The sequence below is a fragment of the Flavobacterium hydatis genome, assembly GCF_000737695.1.
Taxonomy (GTDB): Bacteria; Bacteroidota; Bacteroidia; order Flavobacteriales; family Flavobacteriaceae; genus Flavobacterium; species Flavobacterium hydatis.
In genome coordinates this window covers 88,592-111,966 of record NZ_JPRM01000023.1, presented here as the reverse complement: position 1 = coordinate 111,966, position 23,375 = coordinate 88,592, and the positions used below count along the sequence as shown (strand labels likewise).

Annotated in this window: 13 protein-coding genes; 12 read left to right on the top strand and 1 reads right to left on the bottom strand. The window is 33.5% G+C overall.

The window, feature by feature from the left end; translation table 11 throughout:
* The first annotated feature begins 121 nt into the window (after positions 1-121).
* The gene (gldJ, locus tag IW20_RS14740; RefSeq protein ID WP_035623779.1) at positions 122-1,810 is read left to right on the top strand and encodes a gliding motility lipoprotein GldJ; all 1,689 of its coding nucleotides are present in this window, start codon (positions 122-124) and stop codon (positions 1,808-1,810) included.
* 65 nt (positions 1,811-1,875) lie between these two features.
* Entirely contained in the window at positions 1,876-3,159 is a 1,284-nt protein-coding gene (locus IW20_RS14735) for a UDP-N-acetylmuramoyl-tripeptide--D-alanyl-D-alanine ligase (RefSeq protein ID WP_035623776.1), read from the top strand.
* A gap of 55 nt (positions 3,160-3,214) precedes the next feature.
* Here the strand turns inward: IW20_RS14735 and IW20_RS14730 are convergent, their stop codons facing one another.
* Positions 3,215-6,085 carry a triple tyrosine motif-containing protein gene (locus tag IW20_RS14730; protein WP_035623773.1) on the bottom strand — a complete coding sequence of 957 codons (2,871 nt, stop codon included), beginning with the start codon at positions 6,083-6,085 and terminating at the stop codon, positions 3,215-3,217.
* 351 nt (positions 6,086-6,436) lie between these two features.
* Between IW20_RS14730 and IW20_RS14725 the strand changes: the two genes are divergently transcribed.
* The 10 genes from IW20_RS14725 to bglX all read left to right on the top strand — a co-directional run bounded on the left by IW20_RS14725 (position 6,437) and on the right by bglX (position 23,350).
* Positions 6,437-9,598, top strand: a complete 3,162-nt coding sequence (locus IW20_RS14725; protein ID WP_035623772.1) for a SusC/RagA family TonB-linked outer membrane protein — start codon at positions 6,437-6,439, stop codon at positions 9,596-9,598.
* 14 nt (positions 9,599-9,612) lie between these two features.
* Positions 9,613-11,133 carry a RagB/SusD family nutrient uptake outer membrane protein gene (locus IW20_RS14720; protein WP_035623770.1) on the top strand — a complete coding sequence of 507 codons (1,521 nt, stop codon included), beginning with the start codon at positions 9,613-9,615 and terminating at the stop codon, positions 11,131-11,133.
* 11 nt (positions 11,134-11,144) lie between these two features.
* The gene (locus IW20_RS14715; RefSeq protein ID WP_123869518.1) at positions 11,145-12,032 is read left to right on the top strand and encodes a hypothetical protein; all 888 of its coding nucleotides are present in this window, start codon (positions 11,145-11,147) and stop codon (positions 12,030-12,032) included.
* A 153-nt stretch (positions 12,033-12,185) separates the two neighbouring features.
* The gene (locus tag IW20_RS14710; RefSeq protein WP_035623765.1) at positions 12,186-13,640 is read left to right on the top strand and encodes a glycoside hydrolase family 30 protein; all 1,455 of its coding nucleotides are present in this window, start codon (positions 12,186-12,188) and stop codon (positions 13,638-13,640) included.
* Between the two features lie 78 nt (positions 13,641-13,718).
* Positions 13,719-15,203 carry a glycoside hydrolase family 30 protein gene (locus IW20_RS14705; RefSeq protein ID WP_051885780.1) on the top strand — a complete coding sequence of 495 codons (1,485 nt, stop codon included), beginning with the start codon at positions 13,719-13,721 and terminating at the stop codon, positions 15,201-15,203.
* A 20-nt stretch (positions 15,204-15,223) separates the two neighbouring features.
* Complete coding sequence (locus IW20_RS14700) at positions 15,224-16,699, top strand: glycoside hydrolase family 30 protein (protein ID WP_035623762.1); 1,476 nt, start codon at positions 15,224-15,226, stop codon at positions 16,697-16,699.
* Between the two features lie 246 nt (positions 16,700-16,945).
* Complete coding sequence (locus IW20_RS14695) at positions 16,946-18,688, top strand: cellulase family glycosylhydrolase (protein WP_035623759.1); 1,743 nt, start codon at positions 16,946-16,948, stop codon at positions 18,686-18,688.
* Between the two features lie 123 nt (positions 18,689-18,811).
* On the top strand, positions 18,812-19,648 hold the full coding sequence (locus IW20_RS14690; RefSeq protein ID WP_035623756.1) for an endonuclease/exonuclease/phosphatase family protein: 837 nt from the start codon (positions 18,812-18,814) through the stop codon (positions 19,646-19,648).
* 3 nt (positions 19,649-19,651) lie between these two features.
* Positions 19,652-21,091, top strand: coding sequence for a glycoside hydrolase family 30 protein (locus tag IW20_RS14685; protein ID WP_035623754.1), 1,440 nt, complete (start codon positions 19,652-19,654; stop codon positions 21,089-21,091).
* A gap of 30 nt (positions 21,092-21,121) precedes the next feature.
* Positions 21,122-23,350, top strand: a complete 2,229-nt coding sequence (gene bglX / locus IW20_RS14680; RefSeq protein ID WP_035623752.1) for a beta-glucosidase BglX — start codon at positions 21,122-21,124, stop codon at positions 23,348-23,350.
* Positions 23,351-23,375: the final 25 nt, after the last annotated feature.

Genomic DNA, 23,375 nt, shown 5'->3' with positions numbered 1-23,375 from the left:
TATGTGAGATGATTTGACAAGAATCTGGTACATGGAATATTTATAATTGTTTTATAATTGATGTTGCGAATTAATTTTAATTATTATATTGCAGCACCTAAATTATTACCTACTAAAGAGTATGAAAGTAAACAAAATTATGGCCTTACAGTTAATGTTATCTATGACATTGGTTCTGGGAATGGCTAGCTGTAGTAAAAAATCTAGTTCGAGTGCATCAAGAGCTACGGGTTGGGATGTTAATAGTATTAATGGAACAGCTCAAAATGTTTCTAACAAAAAACAACAAGCAGGACCTGGGCTAGTTTTTGTAGAAGGAGGGACGTTTACAATGGGTAAAGTTCAGGATGATGTTATGCATGATTGGAATAATACACCAACACAACAACACGTACAGTCTTTTTATATGGATGAGACTGAGGTGACTAACATGATGTATCTAGAATACCTTGAGTGGTTGAAAAAAGTATTCCCACCAACAGAAGAAAATTATAAACATATATATGAAGGAGCTTCGCCAGATACTTTAGTTTGGAGAAACCGTCTAGGTTATAATGAAACTATGACCAATAACTACTTAAGACATCCTGCATACGCTAACTATCCTGTAGTAGGTGTAAACTGGATTCAAGCAGTTGAATTTAGTAAATGGAGAACTAACCGTGTAAACGAAGCGGTTCTTGAAAAAAATGGATATCTTAAAAAAGGCGCTAAAACAGATGATGTAAGTGCTGAAAGTAACTTTAATACTGAAACATATTTAATCGCTCCTACATCTACATTTGGAGGAAACGAAGAGATTGTTTTAAAAGAAGGTAAAAAAGTAAGAAGAACTAAAAAAGGAGATGCTGCTGAAGAGCCTAAAAATGTTTATGCACAGCGTTCTTCTGGAATTATCTTACCAGAATATAGATTACCAACTGAGGCAGAGTGGGAATATGCTGCAGCTGCAGATGTTGGACAAAGAGAATACAATATTTACAAAGGACAAAAGAAATATCCTTGGTCTGGAGATTATACTCGTTCTGGAAAAAGAGCAACAAGAGGTGATCAATTGGCAAACTTTAAACAAGGTAATGGAGATTACGGTGGTATAGCTGGATGGTCTGATGACGGTGCAGATATTACAAACGAAGTAAAAAAATATCCTGCAAATGATTTTGGATTGTATGATATGGCTGGAAATGTAGCCGAATGGGTTGCCGATGTTTACAGACCTCTTATCGATAATGAAGCGAATGACTTTAACTACTTTAGAGGTAACTTATATGCTAAGAATAAAATTGGTAAAGATGGTAAAGTAGAAATCGTTACTAAAGAAACTATCAAATATGATACTTTAAGCAATGGTAAAATTGTAGCAAGAAATTTCCCTGGAGATATTGCACAAGTTCCTGTTGATGAGCAAGAAACTTATTTGAGACAAAACTTCTCTACAAGTGATAACATTAACTATAGAGATGGAGACAAACAATCATCTAAATATTATGATTTCGGAGCTTCAGAAGAAGAGCAAACTGCTGCTGATAAAGCAAAACAAGCAATGTACAATTCTCCTAAACATAACGTTACAACAGATAGTTTAGGTAACATGGTTAGAAAATATGACAAGTCAAGCAAAAGAACGACTTTAGTAAATGATAATGTTAGAGTTTACAAAGGAGGTTCTTGGAGAGATAGAGCATATTGGTTAGATCCAGCTCAAAGAAGATATTTCCCACAAGATATGGCAACTGATTACATAGGTTTCAGATGTGCAATGTCAAGAGTAGGACCTAAATCTGAAAAAAGAAAATCACCTAGAAATTAAGAAATTTAATAATAGTAATAAAAGCCCTTTGATTAGGGCTTTTATTGTTTTAAATCTGTTTTAAAATGGATATTGCTCACATTCATAATTTGTTTTTACAATGCCAGTCAGTTTCGACAGATACTCGTAAAATTGAATTAAATTCAATGTTTTTTGCTATAAAAGGAGATAATTTTGATGCAAATACATTCGCAGAAGAGGCTTTGCAAAAAGGAGCGTTATTTGTAATTATCGATAATGCATCTTATTTTATTGATCAAAGAACTATTTTGGTCGAAAACAGTTTGATTGCATTGCAAGAATTAGCAAAGTTTCACCGTGCCTATTTACAATTACCTATTATTGCTTTAACAGGAAGTAATGGAAAAACGACAACTAAGGAACTGATTAATGTTGTGCTTTCTAAAAAGTATAATACAAAAGCAACCGTTGGAAATTTAAACAATCATATTGGTGTTCCTTTAACGCTGTTGACTTTTACAAAAGAAACCGAAATTGGTATTGTAGAAATGGGAGCTAATCATAAAAAAGAAATAGAGTTTTTATGTGAATTAGCTCAACCAGATTTTGGATATATAACTAATTTTGGAAAAGCACACTTAGAAGGATTTGGAGGCATTTCGGGAGTTATAGAGGGGAAAAGCGAATTGTATGCTTATCTTTCTGCTCATGAAAAAATGGCTTTTGTTAATCTTGACGATTCTATTCAGGTAGAGAAAACAAGTGCAATAAAGAAATTTTCATTTGGGTATAAAAATACTAACGGAGATGTTGTTGTAAGTACTATTACAGCAAATCCTTTTGTTGTTTTAGGATTTAATGACCAAACTATTACTTCGCATTTAATCGGGTTATATAACGCTAATAACATAAGTGCAGCGTTGGCGATAGGGAAGTATTTTAAGATAGATGATTCTGCTATAAAAGATGCTTTAGAGAGTTATATACCTGAGAATAATCGTTCGCAATTATTGGTAAAGGGAACAAATGAAATTATTTTGGACGCATACAATGCAAATCCAAGTAGTATGGCTGTTGCAATTGAGAATTTTATTCAATTAGAAAAGCAAAATAAAGTCATGATTTTGGGAGATATGTTTGAGCTAGGTTCTGAAAGTGACCAAGAACATAAAACTATTGTAACATCACTTTTGGGTGAAAATAAAACAAATTGTTATTTTATAGGACCTTCTTTCTTTAAGCATAAAGCTGGTAAAGAGAACTTCCATTTCTTTGATTCGTTCGATGCTTTTGCAGCTTATTTAGGGAATACTACTTTTAATGAGCAAACGATGCTAATTAAAGGTTCAAGAGGTATGGCTCTGGAAAGAGTTTTAAATTTTATTTAAAAGTAAAAATGATAAATAACAAAAAAGCATCCGATTTGTCGGATGCTTTTTTTGTTTAAATACTCATTAGGAATCCTATTAAGTTTTCTTTTTTATTTAATTCTAGTTTTTTTCTTAATCTATAGCGAGCTAGTTCAACGCCTCCGTTTGAAATATTCATGATTTCGGCAATTTCTTTGGTCGACATATTCATTAATAAATAGGTTGCTAAATCTAGTTCTCTAGGAGAAATTTTAGGATATTTTTCTTTTAAGCGTTTTAGGAATTCAAAATGAACATTCTTGATATGCTTTTCTAAATCCTTCCAGCTTTTATCTGTATTTACTTCCTTAACGATACTTTTGTTTAGTTTATTAAACTGAAACTTTGTAGACTCATCAAATGTTTCAATGTCAATTTCTTTCAGTTTATGTATGATTCCATTTAAGATTTTGTTCTTTTTTACTACTTGCAAAGAATTGTTAACTAGTTCTTTGTCTTTTGTGAGGATCTTTATTTGTAATTTGTCGTTTTTTAATTTTTCAATTTCCTTTTCTAATTGATATTGTTCTTGTCTTATTTTAGATTCTTTTTCTAAGTAAAGTCTTCTTTGTTCGATTGTTTCGTAATATTTATTTTTTCTAATCTTCATTTTTATACGATAGGAAATAAAATATATAGCTACTAATACGAGTAAGAAATAAAAGATGTAAGCTACAATATGTCTATACCATGGAGGCGAGATGGTAAACGGAATAACATCTACCTCAGATTGTATCCCGTAACTATTCCTTACCTTAACTTTCATTTTATAATTGCCTTCTCTTAAATTGGTATATTCCTTTACTGAAATTGTTGACCAATTACTCCATTTTTCATCAAAAGGATCTAATTGATAAGAGTATTCTACATTCTCAAGATTCTCATAAGTAGGAGAAGAAAAAGTAAATTTTACATGATTTGAAGCATACGGGATTAGATATTTTTCAGAGATTTTCTTTTGGTTACCGAATGTTAAGGTGTCATTTGTAAAAGTAAAAGTTCGAATGAACACGTTCGGTTTGGTTACAATATTGTTTATTAATTGAGAATCATAATGCGCCAGACCATCTGTTAATCCTATAAATATATTTTGAGGATCAATAGTGTTAACTGAGAGATAGTTGGTTACCAGATTGCCAGTTAGGTTTGAAAATGGGGCAACTACATTTTTATAATTTCCGTCTGGAGATTTAACTAGTTCTCCCATAGATTCATTAAATACATACCAAAGATTGCCTTTTGAATCTTCATAAAGGGAATTTATCACGGGGATATCTTTAAAAAGCGCTGTCATTTTTTTATCCTTATAGAAAACTTCTTGCTCTTTAGAATATTTATAGAAATGATTATTTGTTTGAAAATAAATGTTGTTGTTTATTTTTTGGATACTTCCGATGCCTTTTTCTTTTGATAAATTGCGAATTATTTTTATGGATTGGAATTTTTTTAAATCATCAGATAATTTCATTTGATATAAAAATTCATCTTTTTTTAGCCATAAATAGTCATTGTCTAATTCGAACAAAATAGAAGATTTATTAAATCCTGCAATTTGATTTCGGAATACTAAACCATTTGCTGTTTTTTCAAACAATGCAAATCCATTATAATTAGATCCTATAACAAAATTTGGATGATTGGGAATTGTTCTAAAACCGAAATAACCATTCTTATCTAACAATTTTACGGCTTTATTTCCTTTTATAATTATAGCACCTCTATTATTGGCACATATTAATTCATTACCAATAACTTGGATATTCCATGTTTGCGTATTTGTTCCTTCTACAAGCGAGAAGGCACCTTCTTTAAAAGCAGTATTCCAGGCATGGAAAAAAACACCTTGATTTGTTGCTACATATAAATATCCATCATGAATTACAGATGCATATACAGTACTTATATCATAACTAAAACCAAAATATGTAAATGGAGAACTTTCATTAATAAATGCAATACCATTATCAAGACCAAGCCAGAGATTGTTTTTGCTATCTATAAAGGAAGTAAGTACAGTATTGTTTTGTAAGCCTTTTTTGCGATCAATATGTTGAATAATTTTTCCGTTAAGGTCAGATATAATAATACCATTTAAAACAGAATTTAATACTATGAATTTGTCTTTGATGGAAACTCCTCCTAATGAACTATTTTTTTTGATAAAAGTATTGGCTTCCGTATCCCAAGGAGTCAGAGTTTGATTACTATAGATAAAAAGCCCTTTTTCTAGAGTTGCAACTAAGAGTTTATTATTTGGCATTTTAAACATAGCCCACACCTCAGTATTGTTTAGAGCAGTTGTGCCTTTTAGAGGATATAATTTTCCGTCTTTATATTCTAAAATACCCAGAGAATTGTCTTGTAGGTAAACAGTATTATTAATTTGAAAAGAAAACTGAAAACGCTTAGGAGCTTCTATTGTTTTAAGCTTATTGTCTTTAAAAATATAAATTCTGGCAAAGGATTGAAAAATTACTTCGTCCTTAACAATATGAATTCTCCATACAAAATCTAATTCCTGAGCGCTTTTTGATTTGATGAGTTTTGATAAAGAGGTATATTTTAATTTTCCTTTAGCATCTGCATCAAAATAGCCGAGTTCTTTATAGCCACCCACATATATTCTGTCAGATTTATCCACTTTTACAGATCGTACCGATGTAGAGTTGGGTAAGAGGTATTTTGTCCAGGAGGATCCATCAAATTGTATAAGACCACTATTGTTGGCAAAGTATAAATTTCCGTTTTTATCTTGGTCAATACTCCAGTTTTGGGTAGCCCCTTTGTATTCTGCTCGTTTATAGTTTCGGATATCCGGAACCCCGATATTTTTAACCTGAGCTAATAATATGCTCGAAAAGAATAAAAAATAAACTGCTATGAAGTTAAATCTTGTGAAATTCATAATTACATTATAATAGGCTTACATATTTTATTTTGATTTTTAAACTGCTTCAAAATCCTTAAAATTTTATACTTATTGCTGTTTTGATTTTGAAAAATTACCTTGTAAAAGCTAAAGTAATCGATTTATATTGAATGTAGTGTTTATTTTAATTTTATATTTTTTTTAAATAGCGTAATTTAATTTTTAAATAATTGTAAATCAAATTATTATATTTTTTTTGATGTGTTTTTGTCTAGTGTTAATTTCAGATTTGATGTGTTTTTGTAGTGATTATTAATTACGTATAGTTAAAAAAACTCATTATTATTGTTTCGAATTACTAATTAATTAACCAAAATTTTTAGAAAAATGAAATTAACAAAATTACTTATTTTTTGTTTTTCATCTATTCTATTCTCAATTTACGCTCAAGCGCAAGACGTTACAGTAAACGGAATAGTTAATGATGAAAGTGGTATGCCAGTACCAGGAGCATCTGTTTTAATAAAAGGAACGGGGAAGGGAACATCTTCCGATTTTGATGGGAAGTTTCAACTTCAGGCACCTTCTAATGGTGTTTTAATAATTACTTTTATAGGTTATGGAACTATTAATGAACCAATAAATGGTAGAAATAAAATAGTTGTACAATTACGTCCAGAATCACAAACGTTAAATGAGGTTGTTGTTGTAGGATATGGTACTCAAAAGAAAAGTGTAGTTACAGGAGCAATCTCAAAGGTAAAAGCTCAGGATATCGAAAACTTACCGATATCAAGAGTTGAACAAACTTTGCAAGGTAGAGTTTCTGGAGTTACTATTGCTGCGAGTTCTGGGCAACCAGGATCAGCATCTACAATTCGTGTGCGTGGTATTACTACTTTAGGTAACAATGATCCGTTATGGGTTGTAGATGGAGTCGTGGTTGATGCTGGTGGAATTGGATATTTAAACCAGTCGGATATTGCATCGATCGAGGTATTAAAAGATGCCGCTTCTCAAGCAATTTACGGAGCTAGAGCTGCAGCTGGGGTAATTATTGTTACTACCAAAAAAGGAAAATCAGGTAAAATGAGTGTTAGCTATAATGGTTATACTGGTTTTTCTTCGGCAGCAAGAAAATTAAACCTTTTAAATGCTACTGAATATGCAACTTTAAGAAATGAGAAGTATGCAAATGGATATGTTAAAAAATCTCCAACAGATACTTTCACATTACCTTTTCCAGATCCTAATGCATTAGGTGCGGGTACAGATTGGCAATCGGTTATTTTTAATGATGGTGCAGCACGTATTGGTCAAGAGCTAAGTTTATCAGGAGGAAATGATGTATCTACTTTTTATGCTTCTTTTGGACTTTTGGATCAAGAAGGAATAGTAACAACGGATATTTCGAGTTATAACAGAAAAAACATTCGTTTAAACTCAACTCATAAAATATCTAAATGGATCACTTTCGGTCAGACATTAGGATTCTCTAGAGAGAAAACGGTAGGATTAGGAAATACAAATAGTGAGTTTGGAGGACCATTAAGTTCGGCAATAAATTTAGATCCAATTACTCCTGCTATCGTAACTGATCCTAGAATGGCTGCATTGCCACCATATTCTGTGGGGATTGATGGTCATGGTAAAGGAATCTTAAGAGATCCTTTTGGAAATCCTTACGGTGTTTCGACTATGGTTACACAAGAAATGTCTAATCCATTAGCGTATACTCAAACAAGATTAGGAAATTACAATTGGGCAGACAATTTTGTTGGAAATGCATATTTAGAAATTGAACCTATAAAAGGATTAAAATTCAGAACTACATTAGGAGGGAAACTTGCTTATTGGGGTTATGAAAACTTTGCACCAGTTGCTTACTTAAACTCAACTAATATTACACAAGTAAATAACCTTTCAAGAAATACAAATCAAGGTTTTGGGTGGAATATTGAGAATATTGCTTCTTATACAAAAAGTATAGGCGATCATAATTTTAGTGTATTATTAGGTCAGGGAGCTTATGTAGACAATAGAAATAGTGGTACAACAATTACATATACTAATTTACCAGTAGATACTCATGATGATGCATCTTTTAATTTTGACCTTCCAAAAGATCAAATAAATGCTACAGCAACTACAGGAAATGAGCACAGAGTAACCTCTTTATTCTCTAGATTAACGTATGATTTTAAAGAGAAATACTTAGTAACAGGTATTATTCGTAGAGATGGATCTTCAAGATTTGGAGCAAATAATAAATATGGTACTTTCCCTTCGTTCTCATTAGGATGGGTTCCATCTAAAGAAGCTTTCTGGGTTGAAAATAAAGTAGTAAATCAATTAAAATTTAGAGGAGGTTACGGTGTAACTGGTAACGATAATATTGGAGATTTTAAATATTTGGCAACTGTAGGAGATGGTCGTAACTATACTATAGGAACATCTGGATCTGTAACTATTGGTAATAGCCCGAATGCACCATCAAACCCAGATTTAAAATGGGAAGAAACGAGCCAAACAAATATAGGTTTAGACGCTACTATTTTTTCTGATTTTAATTTATCTGTAGACTGGTATGTTAAAAAAACTACGGGAATCCTTCAGGAAATCATGTTACCAGGTTATGTTGGTTCAGGAAATCCAACAGGAAACGTAGCCGATATGCAAAATAAAGGTATCGATTTAGAATTAGGATACCGTAAAAAATTAGGACAGGTTAATATGTCTTTAAGCGCAAACGTATCTTATCTGGAAAATGAAGTAACATATCTAGGACGTGGAGTTGATTTCTTGGCAACAGGTGAACAATTTAAAGCGATGACTTATGACATTACAAGAACGCAAGTTGGACAACCTTATGGATCTTTCTACGGATTTAAGACAGCAGGAATTTTCCAGAACCAAAACGAAATTAATGCTTATAAAAATGCAGCAGGAGGATTAATTCAGCCAGATGCTAAACCTGGAGATTTCCGTTGGCAAGACATAAATGGAGATGGTCAAATTACTTCAGATGACAGAACATTTATTGGTAGCCCAATACCAAAATACACTTTCGGATTTACAGTAAACTTAGATTATAAAAATTTCGATTTAATGATTTTTACTCAAGGAGCTGCCGGAAATAAAATTTTTCAGGGATTACGTAGGTTAGATATCGAGAACTCTAATTATCAGACTACCGCTTTAGGTCGTTGGACAGGAGAAGGGACATCTAATACCTACCCAAGATTAACATCTGATGATACCAACAAAAACTTTAACAATCCTTCAGATTTCTATCTTGAAAAAGGAGATTACGTAAGAATAAAAACAGTTCAGATAGGATACTCATTGCCAGTTAAGACTATCGGACAAATTGGTTTAGAGAAAACCAGAGTGTATTTAACAGGAGAGAATCTATTCACTTTTACTAAATATACCGGATATGATCCTGAAATCGGAGCAAACAGTACTACAGGAAATGTTATAGGTATAGATAGAGGTATTTACCCTCAGGCTAGAACTATAATGTTGGGAGTTAATTTACAATTTTAATAAAAATGAGAATCATGAAACTAAAAAATATAAAATATTCACTTGTTGTTTGCGGAGTACTTTTTACTGTCCTGTCGTGCGGTGAGGATTTTTTAACTGTAGAGCCAAAAGGAACTTCACTAGAAGCAAACTATTACCAGAATGAAAGCCAGGCTTATGCAGGATTAGTAGCCGTTTATGATATACTTGGTAAACAGTCTAAAGGGTTTGAAAATATGATCTGTATGTTAAATGCAGGTTCAGATGATTTTAATGCAGCTGGAGGAGGTGCTACAGATGGAGCAGGAATACATGCATTTGGAGATTATTCGCTTAGCCAATCAACAATACCAGGTAGCTTTTGGGGAGATTTTTATCAAGGAATTTTTAGAGCAAACGTATTGCTAGAAAAGTTACCAGCAGTTCCTATGGATGAAGCTAAAAAAGTAAGATTTGCAGCCGAAGCGAAAGCTTTAAGAGCTTATTATTATTTTGAATTGGTTCGTACTTTCAGAAATATCCCATTGATATTAGAGCCAATAAAAACGACAGATATTTTTAATGTAGTACAAGCAACACCAGAAGCAGTATATGCACAGATTGAAAAAGATTTAATAGAATCACTTCCGGGATTACCTGTTATAATTACAAATATGACAGACGAAGCAGGTCGCTTATCACAAGGAGCAGCCAAAGCATTGTTAGGAAAAGTTTATTTATACGATGGAAAAAACGCATTAGCAGCAGCGCAATTTGTTGATGTAAATGGTACTCCTGGAGGAACAAGTATGTACGGATATAAACTGGTAGCTGATTTTGCTGATTTATGGAAGATAAGCAACAAGTTTAATTCAGAATCGATTATTGAAATTGTACATACCGATAAAAGTAATGCCGATTGGGGCTTTTGGGGTGGAGGAAAAGATGAAGGAAACTCTGTTTGTATTATGGTAGGACCTAGAGGATACAACAGATCAGCAAATTCTACAGCACCAGATTATGTTTCGGGATGGAGTTTTAGTACAGTAAGACAAGGTTTGTATGATGTTTTAAAAGGAGATCCTCGTTTTGATGCTACCATTCTTGATATGGCAGCATTAAAAGCGGCTAAACAAGCAGATTGGGCTCCTAACTATGATGATACAGGATATTTCTTAAAAAAATTCATGCCTTTAAACTCAGATACATCTACAGGTAGTGGAGCAACAGCTTTAAATTACAAACAAGATGTATATGCAATTCGTTTAGCAGATACTTACTTGATGGAAGCAGAAGCACTAGGAGCTACAGGAGCAAGAGCGCAAGCATTACTAGATGCCGTAAGAGCACGTGTAGGTTTAGGACCAGTTCCAGTTTCTATGGATGCAATCGCGTTAGAAAGAAGAAAAGAATTAGCTGGAGAAGGACACCGTTGGTTTGATTTAGTAAGAACAGGAAAAGCTGCTGCAGCATTGGCATCTAAAGGATTTCAGGCAGGTAAAAATGAAATTTGGCCAATTCCTTTTAAAGAATTAGAAAATACTAAAATTGTTCAGAACCCTAATTATAACGATTAAATAAAGATCATATGAATTTAAATATAATTTTTAAAAAAAGTATATACCTAATGTTTGCTTTTGGAACATTAGGTTCATTAATAAGTTGTGAGCCAGACACAGCAGGAGCAGGCAACGGATTGACTGCTGCAAGTGTGGATCCTTCATTTACAATTACTCCAGTAGAAGGAAAGGTGAATGTTTATTTGTTGCAATCCGCGACAGACAATGTTTTAAATTCTTATTGGAAAGTAGGAAAGGCAGAGTATTTTGGCAAAATGGATCTTGAAATTTCTTTACCAGATGCAGGAAAATATACAGTAGTACATACAGCCGTAGGCCGTGGAGGAACTACAGGTACTGCAACCAAAGAAATTATTGTAGCTAAATCTGATCCAGAAAAAGGAAATTTAGTAAAAGGAGGTAGCTTCTTAGACGCTGCTGAACAAGCACAATGGACAAATTTACATCTTAATACTAACGGATTAGCTGCCTGGACATTTAGCCCAGGAAGTGCAACTATAAATGCAAGCGGAACTACTTGGAATCAAGAGGGAATCTATCAGGCAATAGATGTTGTAGCAGATAAAGAATATACTATAGATATGTATATATCTGCAACAAGCGGATCTACCGATACATGGTTTGAAGTATTTGCAGGAAAAACAGTTCCGGTTTCAGGAGTTGAGTATGGCGATAATAAAGTTATGGGAATGAGTTCTGGAGATGGTTGCGGGAAAGACGCATTTGCAGGAAAATTATCGATTGTAGGATGTGTTAAAAACAGTGCTACAGGCAAGGTAAGTAATGTTGTAAAATTCACACAATCAGGTAAAATCTATTTAGTAATAAGAAGTGGTGGTAACGGATTTACTCCGACTGGAATGACAATTACAGAAGTAGAATTTAGAGGGAAATAATAATTAAGAATTGAGTTAAATAAGTTTAAGTTAGGTTGTAAAATAGCCCATCTTCTTTATGACTATGGGCTATTTTTAAATTACTTAGACACAAAAGGTATGTTTTATTGACATCGAAAATGTTGTTAGAATTTGCATATTAAAAATTAAATAATGAAAAAAAACAGCTATAAAATTCTTTGCTTATTATTTACGTTGACCGCTTTTTCGCAGCAGCAAAAAAACAAGCAAGAGTTTACAACAAATGGAAAAAAAATTGCAGTTTACACAACAGCAGATAATTCAAAATTAAGAATAACACCAACAGATAATCTCGTTTTTTCAGCATCAAAACAACCATTAGAAACTGAAATTTCGGTTTTTGTAGAACCTAAAAAAACCTTTCAAACCTTTATGGGAATTGGAGGCGCAATTACAGATGCAAGTGCCGAGGTTTTTGCCAAATTATCAAAAGAAAAGCAAGCAGAATTTTTAAAAGCGTACTACGATACAAAAACAGGAATAGGCTATTCATTGCTAAGAACCACAATACATAGTTCTGATTTTAGCAGTGGAAGCTATACCTATATCGAAGAAGGAGATAAAGATTTAAAAACTTTTAATATTGATCATGACAAGCAATATCGCATACCAATGATTAAAGAAGCGATGAAAACTGCTAACAATAATATGGTTTTATATGTCGCGCCTTGGAGTCCGCCAGCATTTATGAAAAGTAATAAAAGCATGCTAAAAGGCGGTACACTATTACCAGAATACAATCAGGCTTGGGCAGATTATTACGTAAAATTTATAAAAGCTTACGAAAAAGAAGGAATGCCTATTTGGGGAACATCGGTTCAGAACGAACCAATGGCAACGCAAACATGGGAATCTTGTATTTACTCGGCAGAAGCAGAAAGAGATTTTATAAAAAACTTCTTAGGGCCAACAATGAAAAAAGCAGGGTTAGGAGACAAAAAAATTATTGCTTGGGATCATAATCGTGATTTAATGAACCAAAGAGCCAATGTAATTTATTCCGACCCCGAGGCTTCAAAATATGTTTGGGGAATGGGTTTTCATTGGTACGAAACATGGACTGGTGGAGCACCAATGTTTGATAATGTAAAACAAGTGTACCAAGCCTATCCAGATAAAAAATTAATGTTTACTGAAGGTTGTATCGAAAAATTTGATGCTGCTAAATATCAATTTTGGCCAAATGCCGAAAGATATGGAATCGCTATGATTAATGATTTTAATAACGGTACTGTTGCATGGACAGATTGGAATATCCTTTTAGATCAAAATGGAGGGCCAAATCATGTGGGGAATTTTTGTTTCTCCCCAATTCATGCCGACACAAGTACAGGCGAATTAATTTATACACCATCATATTATTATATCGGGCATTTCTCAAAATTTATTCGCCCAAATGCAAAAAGAGTAAGTACGGCAGTAAGTAGAAGTTCTTTGCTAAGTACCTCATTTCTTAATACCGATGGCAAAATGATTACAGTTGTAATGAACCAAACCGATTTAAGTGTGACTTATAATTTAATTATCGCATCAGAGAAAACCGTTGTTACAATACCTGCTCGTGCAATTCAAACTTTAGTCTATTAATTATAATAAAAGCCAGAAATTGAATGTGTTCATTCATTTTTAATTTCTGGTTTTATTTAAAAAAAACAAACTACTTAGATGAACAATACTATAAAACTGATAAAAAATATTTCACCTATACTGATAATAGTTTTTGCATTAAGCTGTTCATCATCAAATGTGACAGATAACAACTCAAAAAACGAACACAATCAAAATCATCAAAAAATTGAAATCTTTACAACAGCCGAGAATACAAAATTTAAACTATCTAAAACAGATAATTTAATTCTCGCTTCCGCAAAAGAGAATTCAAACAATACAATTTCAATAACTGTAAATCCTCAAAAAACAGATCAGACATTTTTAGGAATCGGAGGAGCCATTACAGATGCAAGTGCAGAAGTCTTTGCTAAATTAAGCCCAAAAAAACAACAAGAATTTCTTACTGCTTATTATGATAACGACAAAGGAATAGGCTATTCATTGGCAAGAACCACAATACATAGTTCAGATTTTAGCAGTGGTAGTTATACCTATATTCAAGAAGGGGACAAAGATTTAAAAACCTTTACTGTAGAGCATGATCGTAAATATCGTATTCCGTTATTAAAAAAAGCGATTGCAACAGCAGGAGGAAAATTAACCCTTTTTGCAAGTCCGTGGAGTCCACCAGCATTTATGAAAAGTAATAATAATATGCTAAGAGGAGGTACATTATTGCCAGAATATGCACAATCATGGGCTGATTATTACGTAAGATTTATTCGCGAATATGAAAAAGAAGGTATACCTATTTGGGGATTATCCATTCAGAACGAACCAATGGCAAGCCAAAGTTGGGAATCTTGCATATATACTTCAGAAGCCGAACGAGATTTTTTAAGAGATTATCTAGGCCCAACAATGACAAAAGAAGGATTAGCATCTAAAAATATTATAATCTGGGATCATAACCGTGGCGAAATGTTGGAGCAAAGAGCTCGTCTTGTTTTCTCAGATCCCGAAGTTTCTAAATATGCTTGGGGAATAGGATTTCATTGGTACGAAACCTGGGCAGGAGGGCCACCTAAATTTGAATCGGTTGGAGCAGTACATGCAGCTTACCCAAATAAAAACTTATTATTTACCGAAGGTTGTATTGAAAAATTTGATGCTACAAAATATCAATTCTGGGGAAATGCCGAGCGATACGGAATCAACATGATTAATGATTTTAATAACGGAACAGTAGGCTGGACAGATTGGAATATTCTCTTGGATCAGAATGGAGGACCAAACCATGTAGGTAATTTTTGTTTTGCCCCAATTCATGCCAACACCAATACCGATGAATTAATATACACACCGATGTACTATTATATAGGACACTTTTCAAAATTTATTCGTCCAAATGCCAAAAGAATCATAACCCAAGTAAGTACAGATGCTTTGTTAAGTACATCATTTATTAATACAGATGGAAAAATTGCAACAGTAGTAATGAACAAAAGCGATAAAGAAATAACATATAATTTAATAACAGCATCCGAGAAAAAGACAATTACAATTCCGGCACATGCAATGCAAACTTTAGTTTATTAAGAAATTATAAAAAAAATAAAATGAAACAGTATTTAAGTAAAATTATAAAAGTTGCATTTTTTGCTGCACTAATCGTATTGCAGGTAAAATGCTCTTCCACTAGCGATACTGTCGATCCAGCACCAAATCCGCCAGTAAAACCAGATCCGCCCACTGTAGTTACTAATGATGTAGATTTTTGGTTAACCAAAGGAGATCAGACAGTATTGCTTACCAAACAAAACGGAATTCTTGGGTTTAATACCACAACAAATTCATACACAAATATTGAGGTATACGAAGCTCAGAAATACCAAACCATCGATGGATTTGGATATACCTTAACAGGCGGAAGTGCACAGGTAATTAACCAATTAAGTACCCAGAAAAAAAAGGAATTATTACAGGAATTATTTGGCTCGACCGAAACTTCTATTTCAATAAATTATATAAGAATAAGTATTGGAGCGTCCGACTTAAATGAGAAAGCATTTACCTATAATGATTTGCCAAAAGGCGATACCGATCTAGATTTGGCTAAGTTTAGTTTAGACCTTGATAAAAACGGAGTAATTGCACTTTTAAAAGAAATTCTGGCAATTAATCCAAGTATTAAAATATTGGCAACACCTTGGTCGGCTCCACTTTGGATGAAAGATAAAGATAGTTTTGTTGGCGGAAGCCTACAAACACAATACTATGATGTGTATGCAAAATATTTTGTAAAATACATTCAGCAAATGAAAAATGAAGGGATAACCATTGATGCAGTTACTCCACAAAACGAACCATTGCATGGTGGGAATAATCCGAGTATGGTAATGACCGCTTTAGAACAAACAAATTTTATCAAAAACAATTTAGGCCCAGCATTTAAAGCAGCCAATCTCGCAACCAAAATTATTGCTTATGACCACAATTGTGATAATACACAATATGCCATGGCGATTTTAGGAGATCCTATCGCAAGTCCTTTTGTAGATGGATCAGCGTTTCATTTATACGCAGGAAATATCAATGCACTTTCGACAGTTTATAATGCGTTCCCAAATAAAAATTTGTATTTCACAGAGCAGTTCACCTCTTCGACAGGAGATTTTAAAGGGGATTTAAAATGGCATCTCAAAAATGTAATTATTGGTTCAATGCGTAATTGGAGTAAGAATGCATTAGAATGGAACTTGGCCAACAACGGTTCTTTTGAACCACATACACAGGGAGGCTGTAATACTTGCAAAGGCGCATTAACCGTAAATTCTAGCAGTAGTTTTAATCGTAATTTAGCCTATTATATTATAGCCCATGCTTCTAAATTTGTTCCCGTAGGTTCCATAAGAATTTCTAGTAATATAAGTGGGAATTTGCAAAATGTAGCTTTTATAACCCCAACAGGTAAAAAAGTATTGATAGTAGAAAACGATGGCGATACAACTGAGATATTCAATATAAAATTTAATGGTAAGTGGGTTACAACCTCATTAGACGGAGGATCAGTAGGAACTTATACTTGGAAATAATATAGATAAATAAACCTTTTGGATAGAATTAGTTTAGCACATAGAAACATAGGTTTCTTCCTAAAAGAAGACAAAAAGAAAAACATTTCTTTCACATAGTTAGCTATGTGTGTTTTAAATAAGTGAAACGTCTTTCTTGAGAGTATAAAATTTATGTTTCTATGTGGTAAATAAAATTTTAAGGATTGCGCTAACACGAAAGGAGATAAAGATTAGATCTAGAATTTATATAAATAAAATAGATATATGAGAAAAATAGTTTTGCCATTACTGGTATTGTTTTCATTGACCTCTTTTGGACAAGGGTTTTTGCACCAAAGCGGACAAAATATTGTAGACGGAAAAGGTAAAAATATAGTATTAAGAGGATTAGGATTAGGAGGATGGATGGTTCAGGAAGGATACATGATTCAAACCGAACCATTTGCAAGTCCGCAATATGTGATAAAACAAAAAATTACAGATTTAATCGGAGTCGAAAAAACTGAAAAATTTTACGAAGCCTACAGAGCCAACGGAATAACCAAAAAAGATGTTGACTCATTGGCAGCTTGGGGATTTAACTCCATTCGTTTGCCAATGCATTATAATTTATACACACCGCCAATAGAAGCAGAAAAGAACGGTGAAATTACTTGGATAGAAGAAGGTTTTACAATGACCGATAACTTGCTAAAGTGGTGTGCTGAAAATAAAATATATCTTATTCTGGATCTTCATGCTGCACCAGGCGGACAAGGAAAAGATGCTGCAATCTCTGATTATGATGATACAAAACCATCAGTTTGGGAAAGCGAAGCCAATCGTAAAAAAATGACCGCATTATGGAGAAAATTAGCTCTACGTTATAAAGACAATCCATGGATGGGAGCTTATGATATTATAAATGAGCCAAATTGGAATTTTACAGGAACAAATAAAAATGGTTGCGATGAAACCTCAAACGCGCCTTTACGTGAACTATTAGTCTCCATTACAAAAGCAATCCGCGAAGTCGATAAAAATCACATGATTATTATCGAAGGAAATTGTTGGGGAAATAATTACAACGGAATGTTTCCGCTATGGGATGATAATATGGCAATGAGTTTTCATAAATATTGGAATTATAACACGACAGCATCAATCCAGAAAATGCTAGATTATAGAAAACAATATAATGTGCCAATATGGATGGGAGAAGGTGGCGAAAACTCCAATGTTTGGTTTAAAGACGCCATTACTTTATTCGAAACAAATAATATAGGTTGGGCATTTTGGCCAATGAAAAAAATCGAAAATATTGCAGGAATCGCTTCAGTTACCAAAACACCCGAGTATGAAAAACTACGATTATATTGGAAAGATGGAGGTGAAAAACCAAGCCCCGATTTTGCAGAAAAAGCATTGATGCAATTAGCCGAAAATTTTAAGTTAGAGAATACCACAATAAAGGCAGGCGTACTTGACGCAATGTTTCGTCAAGTACAAACAAATGAAACAAAAAGTTATAAAAAACGAGTTTTACCTGCAAAAATATTTGCAACCGAATATGACTTGGGAACAAACGGATTTGCATATTCCGATAAAGATTTTGTGAATTATCGTGTAGAAACTGGAACATTTGAAGAATGGAATAAAGGAAAAACAATGCGAAATGACGGAGTTGATATATTGCCATGCAAAGACGATTCCTCAAATGGATATCAGGTATCATTTATCGAAGATACCGAATGGTTACAATTTACAGCAACAAGTAAATCGGCAGCAACATATGATGTTGCCATTAGATACTCAAGCGAAAAAGAAGAAGGCAAATTACATCTGGAGAATGAAACAGGAAAAATCTCAGAAACAATCACCCTTCCGGCAACAGGAAATGATACAACTTGGAGAACAATTATACTCTCGGGCGTAAAGCTGAAAAAAGGAGAAAACAAAATTAAAGTTGTTTTTGATAAAGGAGGATTCAATTTGAATTACCTAGATTTTGCAATTACAAAGAAGTAAGTTGTTAAAAAAACGTAAAGTAAAACCTATAATAGTGTTTGTAATTAATATTTTGTTAGATTAGTTTTCTCCATTAAAAGCTTCGGATAAAACTGGAGCTTTAATGGATTAAAACCTTTAATTATGAAAAAAATAAACCAACTAATCGCCCTTGTAATGTTTTTGTCTTTTAATGGAATTTATGGACAAAATTTAAAAATCATGACTTATAATATCCGTTTAGATATTGCTTCAGATGGAGAAAATGCATGGCCAAACCGAAAAGATTTTTTTACATCACAAATACAATTTTATGCCCCAGATATTTTTGGAGTACAAGAAGCAATGCCCAATCAGGTTAATGATATTGCAACGGCATTACCAAGTTATAATCATATAGGTGTCGCTCGCGAAGGAGAAGGAAAGGGCGAATCATCTTCTATATTTTATAAAAAAGATAGATTCACAGTACAACAAGCCAATACCTTTTGGCTCTCAGAAACTCCAGATGTAATCTCAAAAGGTTGGGATGCAGCTTATAATAGAGTTTGTACGTACGCACTTTTTAAAGACTTAAAAACTAAAAAAACATTTTGGGTTTTTAATACACATTTAGATCACATAGGCGAAGAAGCAAGAACCAAAGGATTAGAACTAATTCTTTCCAAAATGACAGCAGTAAATACCAAAGGATATCCAGTATTTCTTATGGGAGATTTTAATACAGAACCCAATGAAGAACGTATTATTTCTTTGAAAAAAATAATGAACGATACCCGTGAAATTTCAGAAGAAAAGCCATTTGGACCATCAGGAACCTTTAATGAATTTAAGCATGACAAACCAGTTACGCTATTGCTAGATTATATTTTTGTTTCTAAAAATAACAATCTAAAAATAAAAAAGCATGCAGTTTTAAGTGATTCAATAGATTTAAAATACCCATCGGATCATTTCCCTGTTTTAATAGAAATTAACTAAACCATGAAAAAAATAAATAATACCATGCAAATTTTGATTTTGCTGCCACTTATTGCAATGCAAATAAAGTGCGGCTCAACAAAAAATGCGACTACAACTACAACATCCAAAACAGATAAAGTGGAATATTGGGTTACCAAAAGTGACCAATCGGTAAAGCTTCAAAAACAAACTGAAGCATTAGTTTTTACTACTGTAACAAATACAAACCCAACGATAGAAATAGATGCTTCGAAGAAATTCCAGACAATAGATGGTTTTGGATTTTCATTAACAGGCGGAAGTGCCGAAGCCATTAATAAATTAGAGAAATCAAAAAAAACAGCATTATTACAAGAACTCTTTGGCTCAAAAGATAATTCGGTAGGAATTAGTTACCTCCGTATTAGCATCGGAGCGTCAGATCTTAATGCTGAGGTATTCTCTTATGATGATATGCCAGCAGGAAAAACAGATTTAAAGCTAGAACATTTTAATCTAGGTCCAGATGCAACAGCGCTAGTTCCGCTTTTAAGAGAAATTATTGCTATAAATCCAGATATAAAAATAATGGGATCGCCTTGGTCACCACCAGTTTGGATGAAAGATAACGGAAGTACAAAAGGAGGAAGTTTGCAACCACAGTATTACGAAGTATATGCGAATTATTTTGTAAAATACATTCAGAAAATGAAAGAAGAAGGGATTATAATTGATGCCATAACTCCTCAAAACGAACCATTACATCCAGGAAATAATCCAAGTTTATTAATGCTTGCAGAACAGCAGGCAGATTTTATTGGGAATCATTTAGGTCCCGCTTTCGCGAAAGCAAAAATCAAAACCAAAATTGTGACTTACGATCATAATTGTAACAAACCCGAATATCCCTTAACGATTTTAAAAGATGCAAAAGCATTACCATTTGTAGATGGTTCGGCTTTTCATTTATACGAAGGAGATATTAGCGCACTATCGACCGTACATGATGCATATCCCAATAAAAATATTTATTTTACAGAACAATATACAGGATCAGGCAGCAGCTTTGAGACAGATTTAAAATGGAATGTAAAAAATGTTGTAATAAGTTCGATGCGTAATTGGAGCAAGAATGCGCTTTCTTGGGGCTTAGCCAATGATGAATTTTATAAACCATTTACTCCAGGCGGATGCAGTACGTGCAAAGGCGCATTGATGATAGATAAAGATGGAGTAATAAAGAGAGAAGTAGGATATTATATTATTGCACATGCATCCAAATTTGTACCCGAAGGTTCCGTACGAATTGCGAGTAATATAAGTGGCAACATACACAATGTAGCTTTTAAAACCCCAAAAGGAAACATTGTTTTAATAGTTGAAAATGATGGCGAAAAAGCTGAAACATTCAACATTAAATACAATCAAAAACAAATAGCAACTTCATTAGACGCAGGTTCGGTGGCAAGTTACGTTTGGTAGAAAAATCAATACCAATTTAATATTTATTTCATGAAAAGAATTACCACATTAACTTGTTTGATGATTTCGTTTTTTGCGATAGCACAACAGCAAACAATAGATCAGAAAGTAGATGCGTTGTTAAAAAAAATGACGCTAGAGGAAAAAATTGGGCAGCTTAACCAATATACAGGTAACAATGCTGCAACAGGACCTATTACAATAAACCCAAACAAACAAGCCGAAATTAAAGGAGGTTTAGTAGGTTCAATGCTTAATGTAGTTGGAACAAAATACACCCGACAATATCAGGAATTGGCCATGCAATCGCGTCTTAAAATACCATTGTTATATGGTCAGGATGTAATACACGGTTTTAAAACCACATTCCCGATTCCGTTAGGAGAAGCTGCAAGTTGGGATTTGGCAGCGATAGAACTTTCGGCTAGAGTTGCAGCGACCGAAGCTGCGGCAAGCGGAATTCATTGGACATTTGCTCCAATGGTCGATATTGGTCGTGACCCGCGTTGGGGACGTGTAATGGAAGGAGCAGGAGAAGATAGCTATTTAGGTTCCAGAATAGCTTATGCCAGAGTAAAAGGATTTCAAGGCGATAAACTAGGAAGTTTAAACTCAGTAATGGCATGCGTAAAACATTTTGCGGCTTATGGAGCCGCTATTGGAGGTAGAGATTATAACTCGGTAGATATGAGCGAAAGAATGTTGTGGGAAACCTATTTGCCACCATTTAAAGCAGCACTAGATGCTGGAGCAGCAACATTTATGAATTCATTTAATGATATTAACGGAATTCCAGCAACAGGAAATGTACACTTACAAAGAGATATTTTAAAAGGAAAATGGAACTTTCAAGGATTTGTAGTTTCAGATTGGGGATCAATAGGAGAAATGGTTGCACATGGCTATTCTAAAGATCTTAAAGAAGCTGCACTAGCTGCAATTACTGCGGGTAGCGATATGGACATGGAAAGTAATGCATACAGATATAACTTGGCAGCATTGATAAAAGAAAACAAAGTTTCGATAGACTTAGTAGATGATGCTGTAAAAAGAATTTTGCGCAAGAAATTTGAGTTAGGATTATTTGAAGATCCATACAAATACTCTAATCCAGATAGAGAGAAACAAGAATTAAATAATCCAGAACACCGTAAAGCAGCGCGTGAAGTTGCAGCAAAAAGTATCGTTTTATTAAAGAATGACAATGCGATATTACCACTTTCTAAAAGCACAAAAACAATTGCATTTATAGGGCCAATGGTAAAAGAGTACAAAGCCAATATGGGTTTCTGGGCAGTTGAATTACCAGAAGTAGATTATAACAAATGGGTGGTTTCGCAATGGGACGGATTACAAAATAAAGTAGGGAAGAATACCAAACTATTATATGCCAAAGGATGTGAAGTAGAAGGGGATAACAAAGATGGTTTTGCCGAAGCAATAGCAACAGCAAAACAAGCCGATGTAGTAATCTTGAGTATTGGAGAAAGACATGATATGAGCGGAGAAGCCAAAAGCCGAAGCAACATAAACTTACCAGGAGTTCAGGAAGAATTAGTAAAAGCGATTCAGGCAACAGGAAAACCAGTTGTAGTTTTGGTTAACGCAGGAAGACCACTTGTTTTTAATTGGACCGCCGATAATGTACCAGCTATTCTTTATACATGGTGGTTAGGTAGCGAAGCAGGAAATGCTATTGCAGATGTATTATTTGGAGATTACAATCCTTCAGGAAAATTGCCAATGACATTCCCGAGAGAAGTAGGACAAATTCCTATTTACTACAATCATTATAGCACAGGAAGACCAGCACAAGATGACGATGCAAAAGGATATGTTTCTGCTTATACAGATTTAAAAAACAGTCCTAAATTCCCTTTCGGATTTGGATTAAGCTATACTAAATTCGATTATTCTGATTTAAAATTATCTACAACCAAAATGAAAAGCAATGAGAAAATTCAAGTTTCTTTTCAGTTAAAAAATGCTGGAAAAGTAGCAGGAGAAGAAGTGGTACAATTGTATTTAAAAGATAAATTTGGATCAGTTGTAAGACCAGTTTTAGAACTTAGAGATTTTCAGAAAGTAAAATTAAATGCAGGAGAAACCAAAACGATTCAGTTTACAATAGATAACGAAAAACTATCTTTCTATAATGATAAAATAGAATGGGGCTCAGAACCTGGAGATTTTGAATTGATGATAGGGTCATCTTCGGCAGATATTCGTGTGAAATCTGATTTCGAATTGGTGAAATAGTAACAGCAATTTTCAATAATAAAAA

What these genes read in the sequence shown, in the direction of transcription:
- gldJ (WP_035623779.1), top strand. Translation starts at nt 122, where the DNA reads ATGAAAGTAAACAAAATTATGGCCTTACAGTTAATGTTATCTATGACA.
- IW20_RS14735 (WP_035623776.1), top strand. Translation starts at nt 1,876, where the DNA reads ATGGATATTGCTCACATTCATAATTTGTTTTTACAATGCCAGTCAGTT.
- IW20_RS14730 (WP_035623773.1), bottom strand. Translation starts at nt 6,085, where the DNA reads ATGAATTTCACAAGATTTAACTTCATAGCAGTTTATTTTTTATTCTTT.
- IW20_RS14725 (WP_035623772.1), top strand. Translation starts at nt 6,437, where the DNA reads ATGAAATTAACAAAATTACTTATTTTTTGTTTTTCATCTATTCTATTC.
- IW20_RS14720 (WP_035623770.1), top strand. Translation starts at nt 9,613, where the DNA reads ATGAAACTAAAAAATATAAAATATTCACTTGTTGTTTGCGGAGTACTT.
- IW20_RS14715 (WP_123869518.1), top strand. Translation starts at nt 11,145, where the DNA reads ATGAATTTAAATATAATTTTTAAAAAAAGTATATACCTAATGTTTGCT.
- IW20_RS14710 (WP_035623765.1), top strand. Translation starts at nt 12,186, where the DNA reads ATGAAAAAAAACAGCTATAAAATTCTTTGCTTATTATTTACGTTGACC.
- IW20_RS14705 (WP_051885780.1), top strand. Translation starts at nt 13,719, where the DNA reads ATGAACAATACTATAAAACTGATAAAAAATATTTCACCTATACTGATA.
- IW20_RS14700 (WP_035623762.1), top strand. Translation starts at nt 15,224, where the DNA reads ATGAAACAGTATTTAAGTAAAATTATAAAAGTTGCATTTTTTGCTGCA.
- IW20_RS14695 (WP_035623759.1), top strand. Translation starts at nt 16,946, where the DNA reads ATGAGAAAAATAGTTTTGCCATTACTGGTATTGTTTTCATTGACCTCT.
- IW20_RS14690 (WP_035623756.1), top strand. Translation starts at nt 18,812, where the DNA reads ATGAAAAAAATAAACCAACTAATCGCCCTTGTAATGTTTTTGTCTTTT.
- IW20_RS14685 (WP_035623754.1), top strand. Translation starts at nt 19,652, where the DNA reads ATGAAAAAAATAAATAATACCATGCAAATTTTGATTTTGCTGCCACTT.
- bglX (WP_035623752.1), top strand. Translation starts at nt 21,122, where the DNA reads ATGAAAAGAATTACCACATTAACTTGTTTGATGATTTCGTTTTTTGCG.